Source organism: Dyella sp. 01L423, from assembly GCF_056399945.1.
In genome coordinates, this window is sequence record NZ_JBFTSI010000001.1 from 1,211,959 (window position 1) to 1,226,617 (window position 14,659).

The 14,659-nt window shown below is 63.7% G+C and carries 14 protein-coding genes; 13 read left to right on the forward strand and 1 reads right to left on the reverse strand.

Features of this window, described 5'->3' with window-relative positions; genetic code table 11:
• Positions 1-204: 204 nt before the first annotated feature.
• The 12 genes from cyoA to truD all read left to right on the forward strand — a co-directional run bounded on the left by cyoA (position 205) and on the right by truD (position 12,507).
• Positions 205-1,188 carry a ubiquinol oxidase subunit II gene (cyoA, locus tag AC1DMY_RS05540; protein WP_477163986.1) on the forward strand — a complete coding sequence of 328 codons (984 nt, stop codon included), beginning with the start codon at positions 205-207 and terminating at the stop codon, positions 1,186-1,188.
• Positions 1,189-1,191: 3 nt separating this feature from the next.
• Entirely contained in the window at positions 1,192-3,216 is a 2,025-nt protein-coding gene (gene cyoB / locus AC1DMY_RS05545) for a cytochrome o ubiquinol oxidase subunit I (RefSeq protein WP_477163987.1), read from the forward strand.
• A 3-nt stretch (positions 3,217-3,219) separates the two neighbouring features.
• Positions 3,220-3,852, forward strand: coding sequence for a cytochrome o ubiquinol oxidase subunit III (cyoC, locus tag AC1DMY_RS05550; RefSeq protein ID WP_477163988.1), 633 nt, complete (start codon positions 3,220-3,222; stop codon positions 3,850-3,852).
• Complete coding sequence (gene cyoD, locus AC1DMY_RS05555) at positions 3,852-4,220, forward strand: cytochrome o ubiquinol oxidase subunit IV (protein WP_426271526.1); 369 nt, start codon at positions 3,852-3,854, stop codon at positions 4,218-4,220. Before cyoC ends, cyoD begins: the two co-directional genes overlap by 1 nt.
• A 313-nt stretch (positions 4,221-4,533) precedes the next feature.
• Entirely contained in the window at positions 4,534-6,204 is a 1,671-nt protein-coding gene (locus tag AC1DMY_RS05560; protein WP_441603372.1) for a CTP synthase, read from the forward strand.
• On the forward strand, positions 6,201-7,034 hold the full coding sequence (kdsA, locus tag AC1DMY_RS05565; RefSeq protein WP_121879494.1) for a 3-deoxy-8-phosphooctulonate synthase: 834 nt from the start codon (positions 6,201-6,203) through the stop codon (positions 7,032-7,034). Before AC1DMY_RS05560 ends, kdsA begins: the two co-directional genes overlap by 4 nt.
• A 141-nt stretch (positions 7,035-7,175) precedes the next feature.
• The gene (gene eno, locus AC1DMY_RS05570; protein ID WP_477163989.1) at positions 7,176-8,489 is read left to right on the forward strand and encodes a phosphopyruvate hydratase; all 1,314 of its coding nucleotides are present in this window, start codon (positions 7,176-7,178) and stop codon (positions 8,487-8,489) included.
• Between the two features lie 18 nt (positions 8,490-8,507).
• Positions 8,508-8,834, forward strand: a complete 327-nt coding sequence (gene ftsB, locus AC1DMY_RS05575) for a cell division protein FtsB (protein ID WP_477163990.1) — start codon at positions 8,508-8,510, stop codon at positions 8,832-8,834.
• Complete coding sequence (ispD, locus tag AC1DMY_RS05580) at positions 8,831-9,523, forward strand: 2-C-methyl-D-erythritol 4-phosphate cytidylyltransferase (protein WP_477163991.1); 693 nt, start codon at positions 8,831-8,833, stop codon at positions 9,521-9,523. The genes ftsB and ispD overlap by 4 nt, the downstream gene beginning before the upstream one ends.
• Positions 9,524-9,550: 27 nt before the next feature.
• Entirely contained in the window at positions 9,551-10,024 is a 474-nt protein-coding gene (gene ispF, locus AC1DMY_RS05585; protein WP_477164195.1) for a 2-C-methyl-D-erythritol 2,4-cyclodiphosphate synthase, read from the forward strand.
• Entirely contained in the window at positions 10,021-11,439 is a 1,419-nt protein-coding gene (gene mgtE, locus AC1DMY_RS05590; protein WP_477163992.1) for a magnesium transporter, read from the forward strand. Before ispF ends, mgtE begins: the two co-directional genes overlap by 4 nt.
• 51 nt (positions 11,440-11,490) lie before the next feature.
• On the forward strand, positions 11,491-12,507 hold the full coding sequence (gene truD / locus AC1DMY_RS05595; RefSeq protein ID WP_477163993.1) for a tRNA pseudouridine(13) synthase TruD: 1,017 nt from the start codon (positions 11,491-11,493) through the stop codon (positions 12,505-12,507).
• A 605-nt stretch (positions 12,508-13,112) separates the two neighbouring features.
• Here truD and AC1DMY_RS05600 read toward each other — a convergent pair.
• On the reverse strand, positions 13,113-13,664 hold the full coding sequence (locus AC1DMY_RS05600; protein WP_477163994.1) for a Smr/MutS family protein: 552 nt from the start codon (positions 13,662-13,664) through the stop codon (positions 13,113-13,115).
• A 196-nt stretch (positions 13,665-13,860) separates the two neighbouring features.
• On the opposite strand from AC1DMY_RS05600, the gene surE reads away from it, so the two are divergent.
• The gene (surE, locus tag AC1DMY_RS05605) at positions 13,861-14,655 is read left to right on the forward strand and encodes a 5'/3'-nucleotidase SurE (RefSeq protein ID WP_477163995.1); all 795 of its coding nucleotides are present in this window, start codon (positions 13,861-13,863) and stop codon (positions 14,653-14,655) included.
• Positions 14,656-14,659: the final 4 nt, after the last annotated feature.

Consider the following 14,659-nt stretch of genomic DNA (forward strand, 5'->3'; position numbering starts at 1 on the left):
GCTGCGCGGACGAAATTCTTCGTTTTTCGACCAAGGTCGACGCACGAATGCGGGTGCGCGCGCTTGCTTTTTCAAGTCAAGTGGTCGCGACCTCATGCGCAAAATGTTGCATGTGCGGCATTGTGTCTCTAGGAGGCGAAAACGCTCAGACAAATCGCTACCATGCCGCCCGTCCCCACGCTGTACCCCAGGTAGTCAGTGAACATGCATGCCCTTATTTCGCGCTTGCGCTACGCAGGCGTTGGCGCCGCTGTATTGCTCAGCGGTTGCAACTTGGAAGTCCTCACGCCCAAGGGCGACATCGGTGCCCACGAGAAATCCCTGATCCTGATCGCGCTGGGCCTGATGGCCATCGTGGCGATTCCGGTGATCGCGATGACGCTTTGGTTTCCTTGGCGCTACCGCAAGGCCAACAAGAAGGCCACCTACGCGCCGACGTGGTCGCACTCGAGCAAGATCGAAGTGGTGGTGTGGACGATCCCCGCGATCATCGTGGCGATCCTTGCGGTGATCACCTGGACGAGCTCGCATGCGCTCGATCCGTACAAGCCGCTGGAGTCGGAAGCCAAGCCGGTGACCGTGCAGGTCGTCTCGATGGACTGGAAGTGGCTGTTCGTCTATCCGGAATACGGCGTGGCCTCGGTCAACGAGCTGGCCTTCCCGGTCGATCGCCCGGTCAATTTCCAGATCACCTCCGATTCGGTGATGAACGCCTTCTTCATCCCGCAGCTGGGCAGCCAGGTCTACGCGATGGCGGGCATGGAAACCAAGCTGCACCTGATCGCCCGCGAGCAGGGTGCGTACGACGGCCTGTCGACCAACTTCAGTGGCGAAGGCTTCTCGGACATGCACTTCAAGGCCATCGCCACCTCGGAAGACGGCTTCAAGGACTGGATCGCCAAGGCCAAGGCCACGCCGGCCACGCTCGACGCCGACAGCTACAAGACGCTGGCCAAGCCCAGCGAGAAGACGCCGGTTGCCTACTACGGCAACGTCAGTAACGGCTTGTTCTCCAGCGTGCTCAACCAACACATGGACGGCATGTCGCATGACGCCGGCACGCATGAAGCGATGTCGATGGATATGGATCACGACGCGCCGGAAGAAAGCATGCAGATGGACATGCACGAACACCAGGACGGGGGCGCTGTGTCCTCGAACATCACCCCGGCCAAGGCAGAGAAGTAAGCCATGTTTGGAAAGCTCACCCTTGACGCGATTCCCTATCACGAGCCGATCGTGATGGTGACGCTCGCCGCCGTCCTTCTTGGCGGCCTGGCGATGCTCGCGGCTCTTACCAAGTTCCGTCTGTGGGGTTACCTGTGGAAGGAGTGGTTCACCTCGGTGGACCACAAGAAGATCGGCATCATGTACATCATCGTGGCGCTGGTCATGCTGCTGCGCGGCTTTGCCGATGCCCTGATGATGCGCTTGCAGCAGGCGACGGCAGCGGCCGATTCGGCCGGTTACCTGCCGCCGCACCACTTCGATCAGGTGTTCACCGCCCACGGCGTGATCATGATCTTCTTCGTGGCGATGCCGCTGATCACCGGCCTGATGAACATGGTGGTGCCGCTGCAGATCGGCGCGCGCGACGTGGCGTATCCGTTCCTCAACTCGCTCAGCTTCTGGCTGTTCCTGTCAGGCGTGTTCCTGGTGATGGTGTCGCTGTTCGTCGGCGACTTCGCCGCGACCGGCTGGCTGGCGTATCCGCCGTTGTCCGGGCTTGATTACAGTCCAACCGTCGGCGTCGATTACTACATTTGGGCACTGCAGCTATCGGGTCTAGGCACCACGCTGAGCGGCATCAACTTCATCGTCACTATCATGAAGATGCGCACGCCCGGCATGACGCTGATGAAGATGCCGGTGTTCACCTGGACGGCGCTGGTCACCAACATCCTGATCGTCGCTGCGTTCCCGATCCTCACGGTGACGCTGGCGCTGCTCACGGCCGACCGTTATCTCGGCATGCATTTCTTCACCAACGATCTTGGCGGCAACGCCATGATGTACGTGAACCTGATCTGGATCTGGGGCCACCCTGAGGTCTACATCCTGGTGCTGCCGTGCTTTGGCGCGTACTCGGAAATCGTCGCCACGTTCTCGAAGAAGCCGCTGTTCGGTTACAAGTCGATGGTGTACGCCACCTCGGCGATCGGCGTGCTGTCGTTCCTGGTGTGGCTGCACCACTTCTTCACCATGGGTTCGGGTGCCAACGTCAATGCCTTCTTCGGCATCATGACGATGATCATCTCGGTGCCTACCGGGGCGAAGTTGTTCAACTGGTTGTTCACCATGTACCGCGGCCGCGTCGAAATGACCGTGCCGATGCTGTGGACGATCGGCTTCATGGTCACCTTCGTGGTGGGCGGCGTCACCGGCGTGCTGATGGCGGTGCCGGGTGCGGACTTCGTCCTGCACAACAGCGTGTTCCTGATCGCGCACTTCCATAACGTGATCATTGGCGGCGTGGTGTTTGGCTGCCTGGCGGCGATCAACTACTGGTTCCCCAAGGCGTTCGGCTTCCGCTTGAACGAGGCCTGGGGCAAGGCGTCGTTCTGGTGCTGGCTGGTGGGTTTCTACGTGGCCTTCGTGCCGCTGTACATCCTCGGCCTGAAGGGCATGACGCGTCGCATGAACCACTATGCGAACCCCGATTGGCAGCCCTACTTGGTCGTGGCCGCCATCGGCGCGGGAATCATCGCAGTCGGCATCTTCTGCATCCTCATGCAGTTCTACGTCAGCGTGCGCGACCGCAAGAAGCTCACCGATCCCAGCGGCGACCCGTGGGGTGGCCGCACCCTGGAATGGTCGATCAGCTCGCCCGCACCGTTCTACAACTTTGCAACGCTGCCCCAGGTCCGTGAACTGGACCAGTTCTGGGAAGACAAACAAAACGGAGTCGCCTACGTGCAACCTGCCAAGTACGAAGACATTCACATGCCCCGCAACACCGGCGTCGGTGTGGTCATGGGCGCGTTCGGTACGGTCCTGGGTTTTGCCCTGGTGTGGCACATCTGGTGGATGGCGGCGATCGGCCTGCTTGGCATGATTGCCTCCTTCATCGTCCGCGCCTACGACCGCGACATCGATTACTGGGTGCCGGCGGCCGAAGTGGAGCGCATCGAGCGTTCGCGTCACGCCCAGCTCAAGCAGTTCCAGACCACGCAGGTGGCTCCGGTGGGCGCGCCACAGCGTCAGAAGGTGGCGTAAGTCATGAGCAGTCCTGCAGTAAGCGCCACCCACGGCGCGCTCGACGGCATCTCCCACGGGGGAGATGCCCATCACCACGACGATGGATCCAAGACCCTGCTGGGGTTCTGGATCTATCTGATGAGCGACTGCCTGATCTTCTCGGGCCTGTTCGCGACCTTCGCCGTGCTGGCCAACGCCACCGCGGGCGGCCCTGGCGGCAAGGAGCTGTTCGAGCTGCCGTACGTGCTCGGCGAGACCATGCTGCTGCTGATCTCGTCGGTCACCTTCGGCATGGCCATGCTCGCCATGCATGCCGGCAAGAAGAACCGGCTGCTGGCGTGGCTGGCGGTGACGTTCGTGTTCGGTGCCGGCTTCATCGGCATGGAAGTGCATGAGTTCGCCAAGCTGATCGCCGACGGCGCCGGCCCGAGCCGCAGCGCGTTCCTGTCGAGCTACTTCACCCTGGTCGGCACGCATGGTCTGCACGTGACCTGTGGCCTGATCTGGCTGGTGGTGATGATGGATCAGATGCGCCGCTATGGCCTGACTGACGCGACCCGTCGCCGTCTGTCCTGCCTGAGCCTGTTCTGGCACTTCCTGGACATCGTCTGGATCTGCGTCTTCACCTTTGTCTACCTGCGGGGTGCCATCTGATGTCCGCCCATCATTCGTCCCACGACGCGGCCCATCACGACGCCGCCCACGGCAGCACCAAGTCCTACCTCGTCGGCTTCGTGCTGTCGGTGGTGCTGACCCTGGCCTCGTTCGGCGTGGTCATGAGCGGCAAGGTCCCGCACGACCTGATGATGCCGGGCATCATCGTGTTCGGCGTGGCCCAGCTGATCGTCCAGCTGGTCTACTTCCTGCACATGGGAACCTCGCCGTCGCAGCGTGGCAATCTCGCCATCATGCTTTTCACCCTGCTGATCCTGGCCATCGTGGTGGTCGGCTCGCTGTGGGTGCTGCACAACATGAATGTGAACATGATGCATCCGACGTCGCAGATGGTGCCGGTGGAGTAAGCCGGGGCTGCTGCGTGACGACAAGGGCGCCTTCGGGCGCCTTTGTTGTTTCTAGGACAGGGCGTTTCGGTCCTTACCTCCCTTCGGTGTCACCCCACCGTCATTCCGGCGGAAGCCGGAATCCAGTGACTTCCGCACTGCCTCAAAGGCGCTGGATTCCGGCTTCCGCCGGAATGACGGGGAGGGGCATCGGGCGTTGGGGCGGGCGGGGCTGGGCCCCAAACTTGAACGCGCCAGTCATCTAGCCACCGCAAACCCTCGCGGTTAAACCGTTCTTCCTCTAAAATACATATTTCCAGCACGGCTGCATCCCATGACCCCCCTGATTTTCGTCACCGGCGGTGTGGTGTCCTCTCTTGGCAAGGGCATCGCCGCGGCGTCGCTGGCTTCCATCCTGGAAGCGCGTGGCCTCTCGGTCACCATGATGAAGCTCGATCCCTATATCAATGTGGATCCCGGCACCATGAGCCCCTTCCAGCACGGCGAGGTCTATGTGACCGACGACGGCGCGGAGACCGACCTGGACCTGGGTCACTACGAGCGCTTCGTCAATACGCGCCTCACGGGCAAGAACTCCATCACCACGGGCAAGATCTACGAATCGGTGATCCGCAAGGAGCGCCGGGGCGACTATCTGGGCGCCACCGTGCAGGTGATTCCGCATATCACCGACGAGATCAAGCACTGCATCCACGAGGCCACCCGCGGCTACGACGTGGCGATGGTCGAGATCGGCGGTACCGTGGGCGACATCGAGTCGCTGCCGTTCCTGGAGGCGATCCGCCAGCTGCGTATCGAGCACGGCCCGGAAAAGGTGATGTTCATGCACCTGACCCTGGTGCCATACATCAAGGCCGCCGGCGAGATCAAAACCAAGCCCACCCAGCATTCGGTGAAGGAGCTGCGCTCCATCGGTATCCAGCCGGACGTGCTGCTGTGCCGTTGCGAGCAGCCGCTGCCCGATGGCGAGCGCCGCAAGATCGCTCTGTTCACGAACGTGCCTGAGAACGCCGTGATCAGCGCGGCCGACGTGGACGTCATCTATAAGCAGCCCTTGTGGCTGCACAAGCAGGGCCTCGACGAGATCGTGGTCAAGCGCCTGGGCCTGCAGGTCGGCCCGGCGGATCTTTCGTCGTGGGTGCGCACCGTCGAAGCGGTGGAGCATCCCAAGGACGAGGTCACCGTGGCCATCGTGGGCAAGTACGTCGAGCACAAGGATGCCTATAAGTCCCTGGGCGAGGCCTTGCGCCATGGCGGCATCAAGCAGCTGACCCGCGTCAATCTCAACTGGGTTGATTCGGAGCAGGTCGAAGCCGAGGGCGCCGCCAAGGCGCTGGGCAATGCCGACGCCATCCTGGTGCCGGGCGGCTTCGGCAAGCGCGGTTTCGAAGGCAAGGTGCTGGCCGCCAAGTACGCCCGCGAGAAGGGCGTGCCGTATTTCGGCATCTGCTACGGCATGCACGCCGCCGTGGTGGATTTCGCCCGCAACGTGGCCGGCCTGACCGAAGCCGACTCCAGCGAAAACGACCGCAACAGCCCCGATCCGGTGATCGGCCTGATCACCGAGTGGACCACCGCCACGGGCGAAGTCGAGCAGCGCAGCGAGCGCTCGGATCTGGGCGGCACCATGCGCCTGGGCGCCCAGGAATGCCGCCTCAAGGCCGGCACGCTGGCGCGCGAGCTGTACGGCCAGGACGTGGTGCGCGAGCGCCATCGTCATCGTTATGAATTCAACAACCGCTACCGTCAGACCTTCGAAGATCTCGGCCTGGTGATCTCGGGCAAGTCGATGGACGATCTGCTGGTCGAAATCGTCGAGTTGCCGCAGCAGAAGCACCCGTGGTTCCTCGGCTGCCAGGCGCATCCGGAATTCACCTCGACCCCGCGCGACGGCCATCCGTTGTTCATCGGCTTCGTGCAGGCCGCCCGCGAGTTCAAGGCGGTGCGCGAAGGCGAGCGTCTTGCGAAGGAGTCTGTCGCATGAAGTTGTGTGGCTTCGAAGTCGGCCTGGACCAGCCGCTATTCCTGATCGCCGGCCCCTGCGTGGTCGAGTCCGAGCAGCTGCAGATGGATACCGCCGGCAAGCTCAAGGAAATCACCGGCAGGCTCGGCATCAACTTCATCTTCAAGTCCAGCTTCGACAAGGCCAATCGCTCGTCGGGCAACAGCTTTCGCGGCCCCGGCCTGGAAGCGGGCCTGAAGATCCTGGGCGAAGTGAAGCGCCAGCTCGGCGTGCCCGTGCTCACCGACGTGCACGAATACACGCCGATGAACGAAGTGGCCGCCGTGGTCGACGTGCTGCAGACGCCGGCCTTTCTGTGCCGCCAGACCGACTTCATCCAGAACGTGGCGCGCGCCGGCAAGCCGGTGAACATCAAGAAGGGCCAGTTCCTCTCGCCGTGGGAGATGAAGAACGTGGCCGAGAAGGCCAAGGCCGTCGGCAACAACGACATCATGGTGTGCGAGCGCGGCGCCAGCTTCGGCTACAACAACCTGGTGTCGGATATGCGCTCGCTCAGCGTGATGCGTGATACCGGCTGCCCGGTGGTGTTCGATGCCACCCACTCGGTGCAGTTGCCGGGCGGGCAGGGCACGAGCTCGGGCGGTCAGCGCGAATTCGTGCCGGTGTTGGCGCGTGCGGCGGTGGCGGTGGGCGTGGCCGGCTTGTTTGCCGAAACGCATCCCGATCCTTCCAAAGCACTCAGCGACGGCCCCAACGCCTGGCCGCTGGACAAGATGGAAGCGCTGCTGGAAACCCTGCTCGAACTGGATCAGGTCACCAAGCGGCACGCTTTTCTGGAGCACACGCTTTAGGAAAAAGATCGTCATTCCAGCGAAGGCTGGAATCCAGTGTCTTTCAACGTCTGCCAAGACACTGGATCCCAGCCTTCGCTGGGATGACGGGCACAGGATGTCTCCCCCTCGCTTCATTCACCTCATCAAGCAACGGATCCCATGAGCACCGAAATCACCCGCATCCACGCACGTGAAATCCTCGATTCCCGCGGCAACCCCACGCTTGAAGCGGAAGTGACGCTGGCCGGCGGCGGCTTTGGCCGCGCTGCCGTGCCGAGCGGTGCGTCGACGGGTTCGCGCGAAGCCGTGGAGTTGCGCGACGGTGACAAGGCCCGTTATCTGGGCAAGGGCGTCAAGAACGCCGTGGGCAACGTCAACGGTGCCATTGCCAGCGCGCTCAAGGGTTTTGACGCTGCCAACCAGGGCGGTCTCGACGCCAAGCTGATCAACCTCGACGGCTCGCCGAACAAGGGCAAGCTGGGCGCCAACGCCATCCTCGGCGTGTCCATGGCTGCCGCGCATGCCGTCGCCGCGCAGAACCGCCAGCCGCTGTGGCAGTACCTCGCCAGCATCAACGGCACCACCGGCAAGCCCGGTTCGCTGCCGGTGCCGATGATGAACATCATCAACGGCGGTGCGCATGCCGACAACAACGTCGACGTGCAGGAATTCATGGTGCTGCCGGTGGGCCTGCCGACGTTTGCCGAAGCGCTGCGCGCCGGCACCGAAATCTTCCACGCGCTCAAGAGCGTGCTGAAGGGCAAGGGTCTGAACACGGCGGTGGGCGACGAAGGCGGCTTCGCGCCGGACCTGCGTTCGAACATCGAAGCGCTGGACACCATTCTCGAAGCGATCAGCAAGACCGGCTACAAGGTGGGCAGCGAAATCCTGCTCGGCCTTGACGTCGCCAGCTCGGAATTCTTCAAGAACGGCAAGTACGACCTGGAAGGCGAAGGCAAGGTCTACACCCCGGAGCAGTGGGTCGACGTGCTGGCCAGCTGGGCCAAGCAGTACCCGATCGTCACCATCGAAGACGGCATGGGCGAAGGCGACTGGGACGGCTGGAAGCACCTCACCGACAGGCTCGGCCAGAACATCCAGCTGGTCGGTGATGATTTGTTCGTCACCAACCCGACCATTTTCCAGGAAGGCATCGACAAGAAGATCGCCAACGCCATCCTGATCAAGGTCAACCAGATCGGCACGCTGTCCGAAACGCTGGAAGCGATCGCCATGGCCGACAAGGCCAAGTATGCGGCGATCGTCTCGCACCGCTCGGGCGAGACGGAAGACACCACCATTTCCGATATCGCCGTGGCCACCACCGCGACCCAGATCAAGACCGGCTCGCTCTGCCGCACCGATCGCGTGGCCAAGTACAACCAGCTGCTGCGCATCGAAGAGGCTCTGGGCTCGGCCGCGCGTTACGCCGGTCGCGACGCGTTCCCGAATCTGGCCAAGCTGCCCGGCTAACAGGAGCACATCTCGCCCATGCTGCGTTGGGTCGCCCTGGTCCTGGTCCTCGTGCTGATCGCCCTGCAGGTGAAACTGTGGGGCGGCAACGGCGGCGTGCACGGCGTGGAAACGCTGCGCGCGGCCGTCAAGAAGCAGGGCGAGGACAACGACAAGCTGACCCAGCGCAACCAGGCGCTGGGCGCGGACGTGAGCGACCTCAAGCATGGCGAGCAAGCCGTGGAGGCACGCGCCCGCGCCGAGTTGGGCCTGATCAAGCCAGGCGAAACGTTCTACCAGGTCGTTGAAAAGCCGGGCGCCGCGCAGGCGCCCGCGTCCGCCACCTCGACCACCGGCAACCCATGAACGCGCCGCTTTGGTGCGTGGTGCCGGCGGCGGGGCGCGGCACGCGTGTTGGTGGCAGCATCCCCAAGCAATACCTGCCGCTGGCCGGCCGGCCGTTGATCCTGCATACGCTGGAGCGCCTGGCGTCGCATCCCCGCATCGCCGGCCTGATGGTGGTGCTGGGCGACAACGATGGTCATTGGCCGGGCGTTGATCATTTGTACGGCAAGCCGGTGCTCACGACATTGGGCGGAGCGGAGCGTTGCGATTCGGTGCTGGCAGGCGTGCGTGCGTTGCCCTCCGAGATCACCGACGACGGATTCGTGCTGGTGCATGACGCGGCACGCCCTTGCGTGCGCGACGGCGACATCACGCGTCTGATCGATCTGGGCATGCCGGCGGGCGGTGGCCTGCTTGGCGCGCCCTTGCGCGACACGCTCAAGCGCGCCGGTGACTCGGGGCGCAGCGAAGTGACCGAGCCGCGCGATCACCGCTGGCGTGCATTCACGCCGCAGATGTTCCGTCGCGGCGAGCTCTCGGCGGCACTGCAGGCGGCTTATGCTGCCGGCGTGACGGTGAGCGACGAGGCGATGGCGATGGAGCGCGCCGGTTTTGCGCCGCTGCTGGTCGAAGGCGCCGAAGACAATATCAAGGTCACCACGGCAACGGATTTCGCGCTGGCGGAGTTCCTGTTGTCGCGTATGAGATAAGCCGCGAGGCTGCGAGGAGTTTCCATGATGCGCATCGGACAGGGCTTCGACGTCCACACTTTCGGCGAAGGCGATCACGTGATGCTGGGCGGTGTGCGCGTGCCGCACACGCATGGCGTGGTGGCGCACTCCGATGGCGACGTGGTGATCCATGCGCTGTGCGACGCGATTTTCGGCGCGCTGGCGCTGGGCGATATCGGCCGGCATTTTCCGCCGAGCCAGGAACAGTGGCGCAATGCCGATAGCCGCGTGTTCCTGCGCCATGCTGCCAAGCTGATGCGCGAACAGGGCTATACGATGGGCAACGCCGATGTCACCGTGATCTGCGAGGCGCCCAAGGTCGGCCCGCATTCGCTGGCCATGCGCGAAGCCGTGGCCGAGGAGCTGCGTTGCGAACTCGGCCGCATCAGCATCAAGGCCACCACCACCGAAAAGCTCGGCTTCACCGGGCGAGGCGAGGGCATCGCGGCGCAAGCCTGCGTGCTGCTGGTCCTGGCATGAGCGAGATAGGAGGCCGTAGTTCGGCCTCGCGTCTACACGATCAGCTGGAGGACATCGCCGAACTCTTGCGGCGACTGCGCGGCCTTGGCCAGCTGCCGGAACCCGACAGCGACCAGGGTTTTCGCGAAGCGCAGGTCGAGCTTCAGCGCCTGCTCGAGGCACTGCATCCGGCCGATATCGCCTTTGTGCTCGAAGCGCTGCCGCTGGTCGATCGCCTGGCCGTCTGGCAGCGCGTCAAGGCCGATCGCGACGGCGAGATCCTGCTGGAAGTCTCCGATGCGGTGCGCGAATCGCTGATCGCCGACATGGACGATCACGAGATCCTCGCGGCCGTCGAACCGTTGGATGCGGATGAACTGGCTGACCTGGTCGACGACCTGCCCAGCGAAGTGCTGCCGGAACTCATGGCCAGCCTCGATGCGCAGCAACGCGAGCGCGTGCAGGCCGCGTTGTCGTATCCGGACGATCAAGTCGGCGCTCTGATGGATTTCGAGATGGTCACCATCCGCGAAGACATCAGCCTGGAAACCGTGTTGCGCTATCTGCGCCGTTTCGAGGAGCTGCCCGCGCAAACCGACAAGCTGTTCGTGATCAATCAGGACAACTTGCTCACCGGCGTGCTGCCGCTGAACTGGCTGCTGGTCACCTCGCCCGAAAAGCGTGTGAGCGAGGTGATGGCGCCGGACGTCAACACGTTTCATCCCACCGAGGATGCCTATGAAGTCGCCCAGGCATTCGAACGCTACGACCTGGTCAGCGCACCCGTGGTAGATGGTAACGGACATCTGATCGGTCGCATCACCATCGATGCAATGGTCGACGTGCTGCGTGAAGAGAGCGAAAGCGAAGCCTTGAACCGCGGCGGCCTGCGCGAAGAGGAAGACGTATTCGCCTCGGTGTGGAAATCGATCCGCAACCGTTGGGCGTGGCTGGCCATCAACCTGGTCACGGCGTTCATCGCATCGCGCGTGATCGGCCTGTTCGAAGGCTCCATCCAGCACCTCGTGGCGTTGGCCACGCTGATGCCCATCGTGGCCGGCATCGGCGGCAATTCGGGCAATCAGACCATCACCATGATCGTGCGCGCACTGGCGCTCGATCAGATCACCGCCGCCAGTGCGCGGCGGCTGTGGCGCAAGGAAATCGCCGTGGCCCTGATCAATGGCCTGGTGTGGGGCAGCGTGATCGGCGCGGTGGCGTGGTGGCTTTACGGCAACTTCCCGCTGGGCCTGGTGATGACCACCGCGATGACGCTCAACCTCGTGCTTGCCGCCTTCTGTGGCGTCGGCATCCCGCTGCTGATGATGCGCATGGGGCGCGATCCCGCACTGGGCTCCAGCGTGCTGATCACCGCCATGACCGACTCGGGCGGCTTCTTCATCTTTCTCGGTCTCGCCACGCTGTTCCTGATGTAATGCGCCCCGCGCTTTTCTTCTTTTTGTTGCCGGTCCCGCCGGTGGAGTCCCATGTCCGATCTCGAACTGCCCTATGCCTATGGCAACCCGCCGCTGACCGCCGTACTGCGCAGTGCGCCCGAAGATTTCCAGGTCGAGGAAATCCTGGGTTACGACGCCGACGGTGAAGGCGAGCATGCCTTGCTATGGGTGGAAAAGCGTGGCGCGAACACCGACTGGGTGGCGCGCGAGCTGGCAAAGTTCGCCGGCATTGCGCCGCTCAACGTGGGCTATGCAGGACTGAAGGACCGCCATGCGGTGACGCGACAGACCTTTTCCGTGCAACTGGCGGGCAAGCCCGATCCCGATTGGTCGACCTTTGCGGCCGAGGGGGTGAAGGTGCTGGCGGCGACGCGCCACACGCGCAAGCTCAAACGCGGCGCCTTGCGTGGCAACCGCTTCGTGCTGGTGTTGCGTCAAGTCGATGGCGATCGTGCAGTGGCCGATCAGATCCTCAAGCAGATAGCGCAGCGCGGCGTCCCGAACTATTTCGGCGAGCAGCGTTTTGGTCGCGAAGGCGGCAACGTGGCGCAGGCGCGCGCGATGTTTGCGGGGCGGCGCGTGGATCGCGACAAGCGCCACTTCCTGCTGTCGGCCGCGCGTTCGCACATCTTCAATGGTGTCCTGGCTGCGCGTGTCGAACGCGACGCCTGGGATTCGCCGATGGAAGGTGAGATCTGGTCGTTGGCAGGCTCGCGTTCGTGGTTCGGGCCGGAGCCGTTCGACGCAACGCTGTCGCAGCGATTGGCCACCGGAGATATCCATCCCTCGGGTCCCCTGTGGGGACGTGGCGAGACGCCTGCGCAGGCTGAGGTGGCGTCTCTGGAAAATGCCGTGGCTGCCGACAATGCCGATCTTGCCGATGGCTTGGTAGCGGCGAAGATGGATCAGGAGCGCCGTGCCTTGCGGATGATTCCGCAGAATCTTTCCTGGCGGTGGCTGGAGGATGGGGCGCTGGAGTTGAGTTTTGAGTTGCCGGCGGGGGCGTATGCGACGACGGTGGTGAGGGAGTTGGCCGTTACGGGCTGATTTTTTGCTCGTCATCTCTGCGAAGGCAGGGATCCAGGGACTTTGCGCTGCGATTGTCGCGTTGAGGCTAGCGTGCCGCCTACGCAGCGGGCGTTTCGAACGGCTGCCGCCGCTCGAGTCACTTTTCTTTTGCTGGCCCACGCACGCGCAGGAGCGCGTGCGAACGGCGAAGCCGGCCCGAAGGGCGGAGGGCAGGATGCTCGGAGTAAAAGAAAAGTGACCCAAAGAATATGGCCTGATAACGCGCGCAGCATGGTGTTGGGATAAGCCCGAACGCTCGAGGTGCGCTGCTGTGGGACAACCTCCGAGGGTACACAGGGGTACCTCAATGCGCCGCGCAACGCGCCCGAATCACTGAGGACTTAAAGCGAAGCTTCGCATCGACCTTAGGCGTCGCTCATTTCCTCTGCTAGGCCAGCTTGTCTGTGGGAGCGCACCCTGTGCGCGACAGCCACGCCTCGATGTACCGCTCCGTAGGATCGTCGCGCACAGGGTGCGCTCCCACAAATAGACGCCTCGGGAGACGTTGCCCGCGACAACGAAACGCCCTTTGATCGCTCGTATCCCGATCGCTGTTGACCGCCACGCCAACTCAGGCAAAAAACCTACCGCCCCTTCAACAGCACCACCACCGCCCCCGTCCCGCCTTGCATCGGCCGCGCCGACGCAAACGCCACCACATCATCCCGGCGTCGCAGCATGCGATCGGTCAGCACTTTCAGCACGGGTCCGGCGGCGCGAGAGCGCAGGCCCTTGCCGTGCACGATGCGTACACAGCGGATGCCCTGGTGTTTGGCTTCGGCGAGGAAATCGGTGATGCAGGCCTGCGCGGTGGCGGCGTTCATCTGGTGCAGGTCGATTTCGTCCTGGATGCTGTACTGGCCGCGCTTGAGTTGACGAAGCAGCTTGGGCGGATAGCCGTCGCGCAGATAACTCAGTTCCTCGCCCACTTCGAGGATGGTCGGGTCAAAGGCCATGTCGAGCAGTTCGCCCGGCACCGCCGCTTCGTCCGCTTCCAGCATATGCGCCTGGGGCTCGGGCTTGGGCCCGGCCGGGGTCGGTTCGACCGGATCGAACGCACGCACCTGGTCGCCCAGGGCCTCGCGGAAGAGGCGCGCGTCATCGTCGGAGACCGGAGAGGGCGGGCGATGTTTCATGCCATGAATCCTAATGCACGGGCGTCACGCCTGTGTCGCGCATCGGTTGAGCCGGTGGCAACGCCGGGCCATTGGAATCGGGCGCGGGTGCTCGCTTGTCTGATGTGAAACCGCCGGTCCGGTCCGGTAGACTTCAAGCTTCACCGGCAGACGCAGTCCCATCCGCGTCGCCGCGACTGGCTTTGAACGGATCATCATGCGAGTTCTTGTTTCCAACGACGATGGCGTGGATGCACCGGGCATCCGCGTGCTCGCCGAACGCCTTGGCGCGGTCGGTCAGGTCACGGTAGTGGCGCCCGACCGCGATCGCTCCGGTGCCAGCAATTCCTTGACCCTGGACGCCCCCATCCGCGCCCTGCGGATGGACAACGGGTTCTACCGCGTGGCGGGCACGCCCACCGACTGCGTCCACTTGGCGCTGGCCGGCATGCTCGACTACGAGCCGGACATGGTGGTGTCGGGCATCAACAACTCCGCCAACCTCGGCGACGACGTCATCTACTCCGGCACGGTCTCGGCGGCAATGGAGGGGCGTTTCCTTGGCCTGCCGGCGATTGCCGTGTCGCTGGTCACCAAGGATCACAAGGGCGAGCATTACGATTCTGCCGCCAACGCCGTCGTGCTGCTGATGCAGCAGTTGCTGGTCGATCCGCTGCCGGCGGACACCATCCTCAACGTCAACGTGCCCGACCTGCCGTGGGATCAGATCCGCGGCTTCGAGGTCACGCGTCTGGGCAAGCGCCACCGTTCGGAGCCGTGCATCAAGCAGACCGATCCCCGCGGCAAGGAAATCTGGTGGATCGGCCCGTCGGGCGCCGTCGATGATGCCGGCCCGGGCACGGACTTCAATGCGGTGCATCGCGGCTATATTTCGGTCACGCCCATCCATGTCGACCTGACGCGCTTCCAGGCGCTGGAAAAGGTCAGCAGCTGGATCGGCGGCTTGAACAAGAGTGTGGCCGGCGGCAAGCCGGCTGATGAGGCAGCGTGAGGGC

Coding starts and splice junctions, on each gene's coding strand:
- ispD (WP_477163991.1), top strand. CDS start 8,831: ATGAACGCGCCGCTTTGGTGCGTGGTGCCGGCGGCGGGGCGCGGCACG.
- cyoC (WP_477163988.1), top strand. CDS start 3,220: ATGAGCAGTCCTGCAGTAAGCGCCACCCACGGCGCGCTCGACGGCATC.
- ispF (WP_477164195.1), top strand. CDS start 9,551: ATGCGCATCGGACAGGGCTTCGACGTCCACACTTTCGGCGAAGGCGAT.
- surE (WP_477163995.1), top strand. CDS start 13,861: ATGCGAGTTCTTGTTTCCAACGACGATGGCGTGGATGCACCGGGCATC.
- cyoA (WP_477163986.1), top strand. CDS start 205: ATGCATGCCCTTATTTCGCGCTTGCGCTACGCAGGCGTTGGCGCCGCT.
- cyoD (WP_426271526.1), top strand. CDS start 3,852: ATGTCCGCCCATCATTCGTCCCACGACGCGGCCCATCACGACGCCGCC.
- truD (WP_477163993.1), top strand. CDS start 11,491: ATGTCCGATCTCGAACTGCCCTATGCCTATGGCAACCCGCCGCTGACC.
- AC1DMY_RS05600 (WP_477163994.1), bottom strand. CDS start 13,664: ATGAAACATCGCCCGCCCTCTCCGGTCTCCGACGATGACGCGCGCCTC.
- cyoB (WP_477163987.1), top strand. CDS start 1,192: ATGTTTGGAAAGCTCACCCTTGACGCGATTCCCTATCACGAGCCGATC.
- mgtE (WP_477163992.1), top strand. CDS start 10,021: ATGAGCGAGATAGGAGGCCGTAGTTCGGCCTCGCGTCTACACGATCAG.
- AC1DMY_RS05560 (WP_441603372.1), top strand. CDS start 4,534: ATGACCCCCCTGATTTTCGTCACCGGCGGTGTGGTGTCCTCTCTTGGC.
- kdsA (WP_121879494.1), top strand. CDS start 6,201: ATGAAGTTGTGTGGCTTCGAAGTCGGCCTGGACCAGCCGCTATTCCTG.
- ftsB (WP_477163990.1), top strand. CDS start 8,508: ATGCTGCGTTGGGTCGCCCTGGTCCTGGTCCTCGTGCTGATCGCCCTG.
- eno (WP_477163989.1), top strand. CDS start 7,176: ATGAGCACCGAAATCACCCGCATCCACGCACGTGAAATCCTCGATTCC.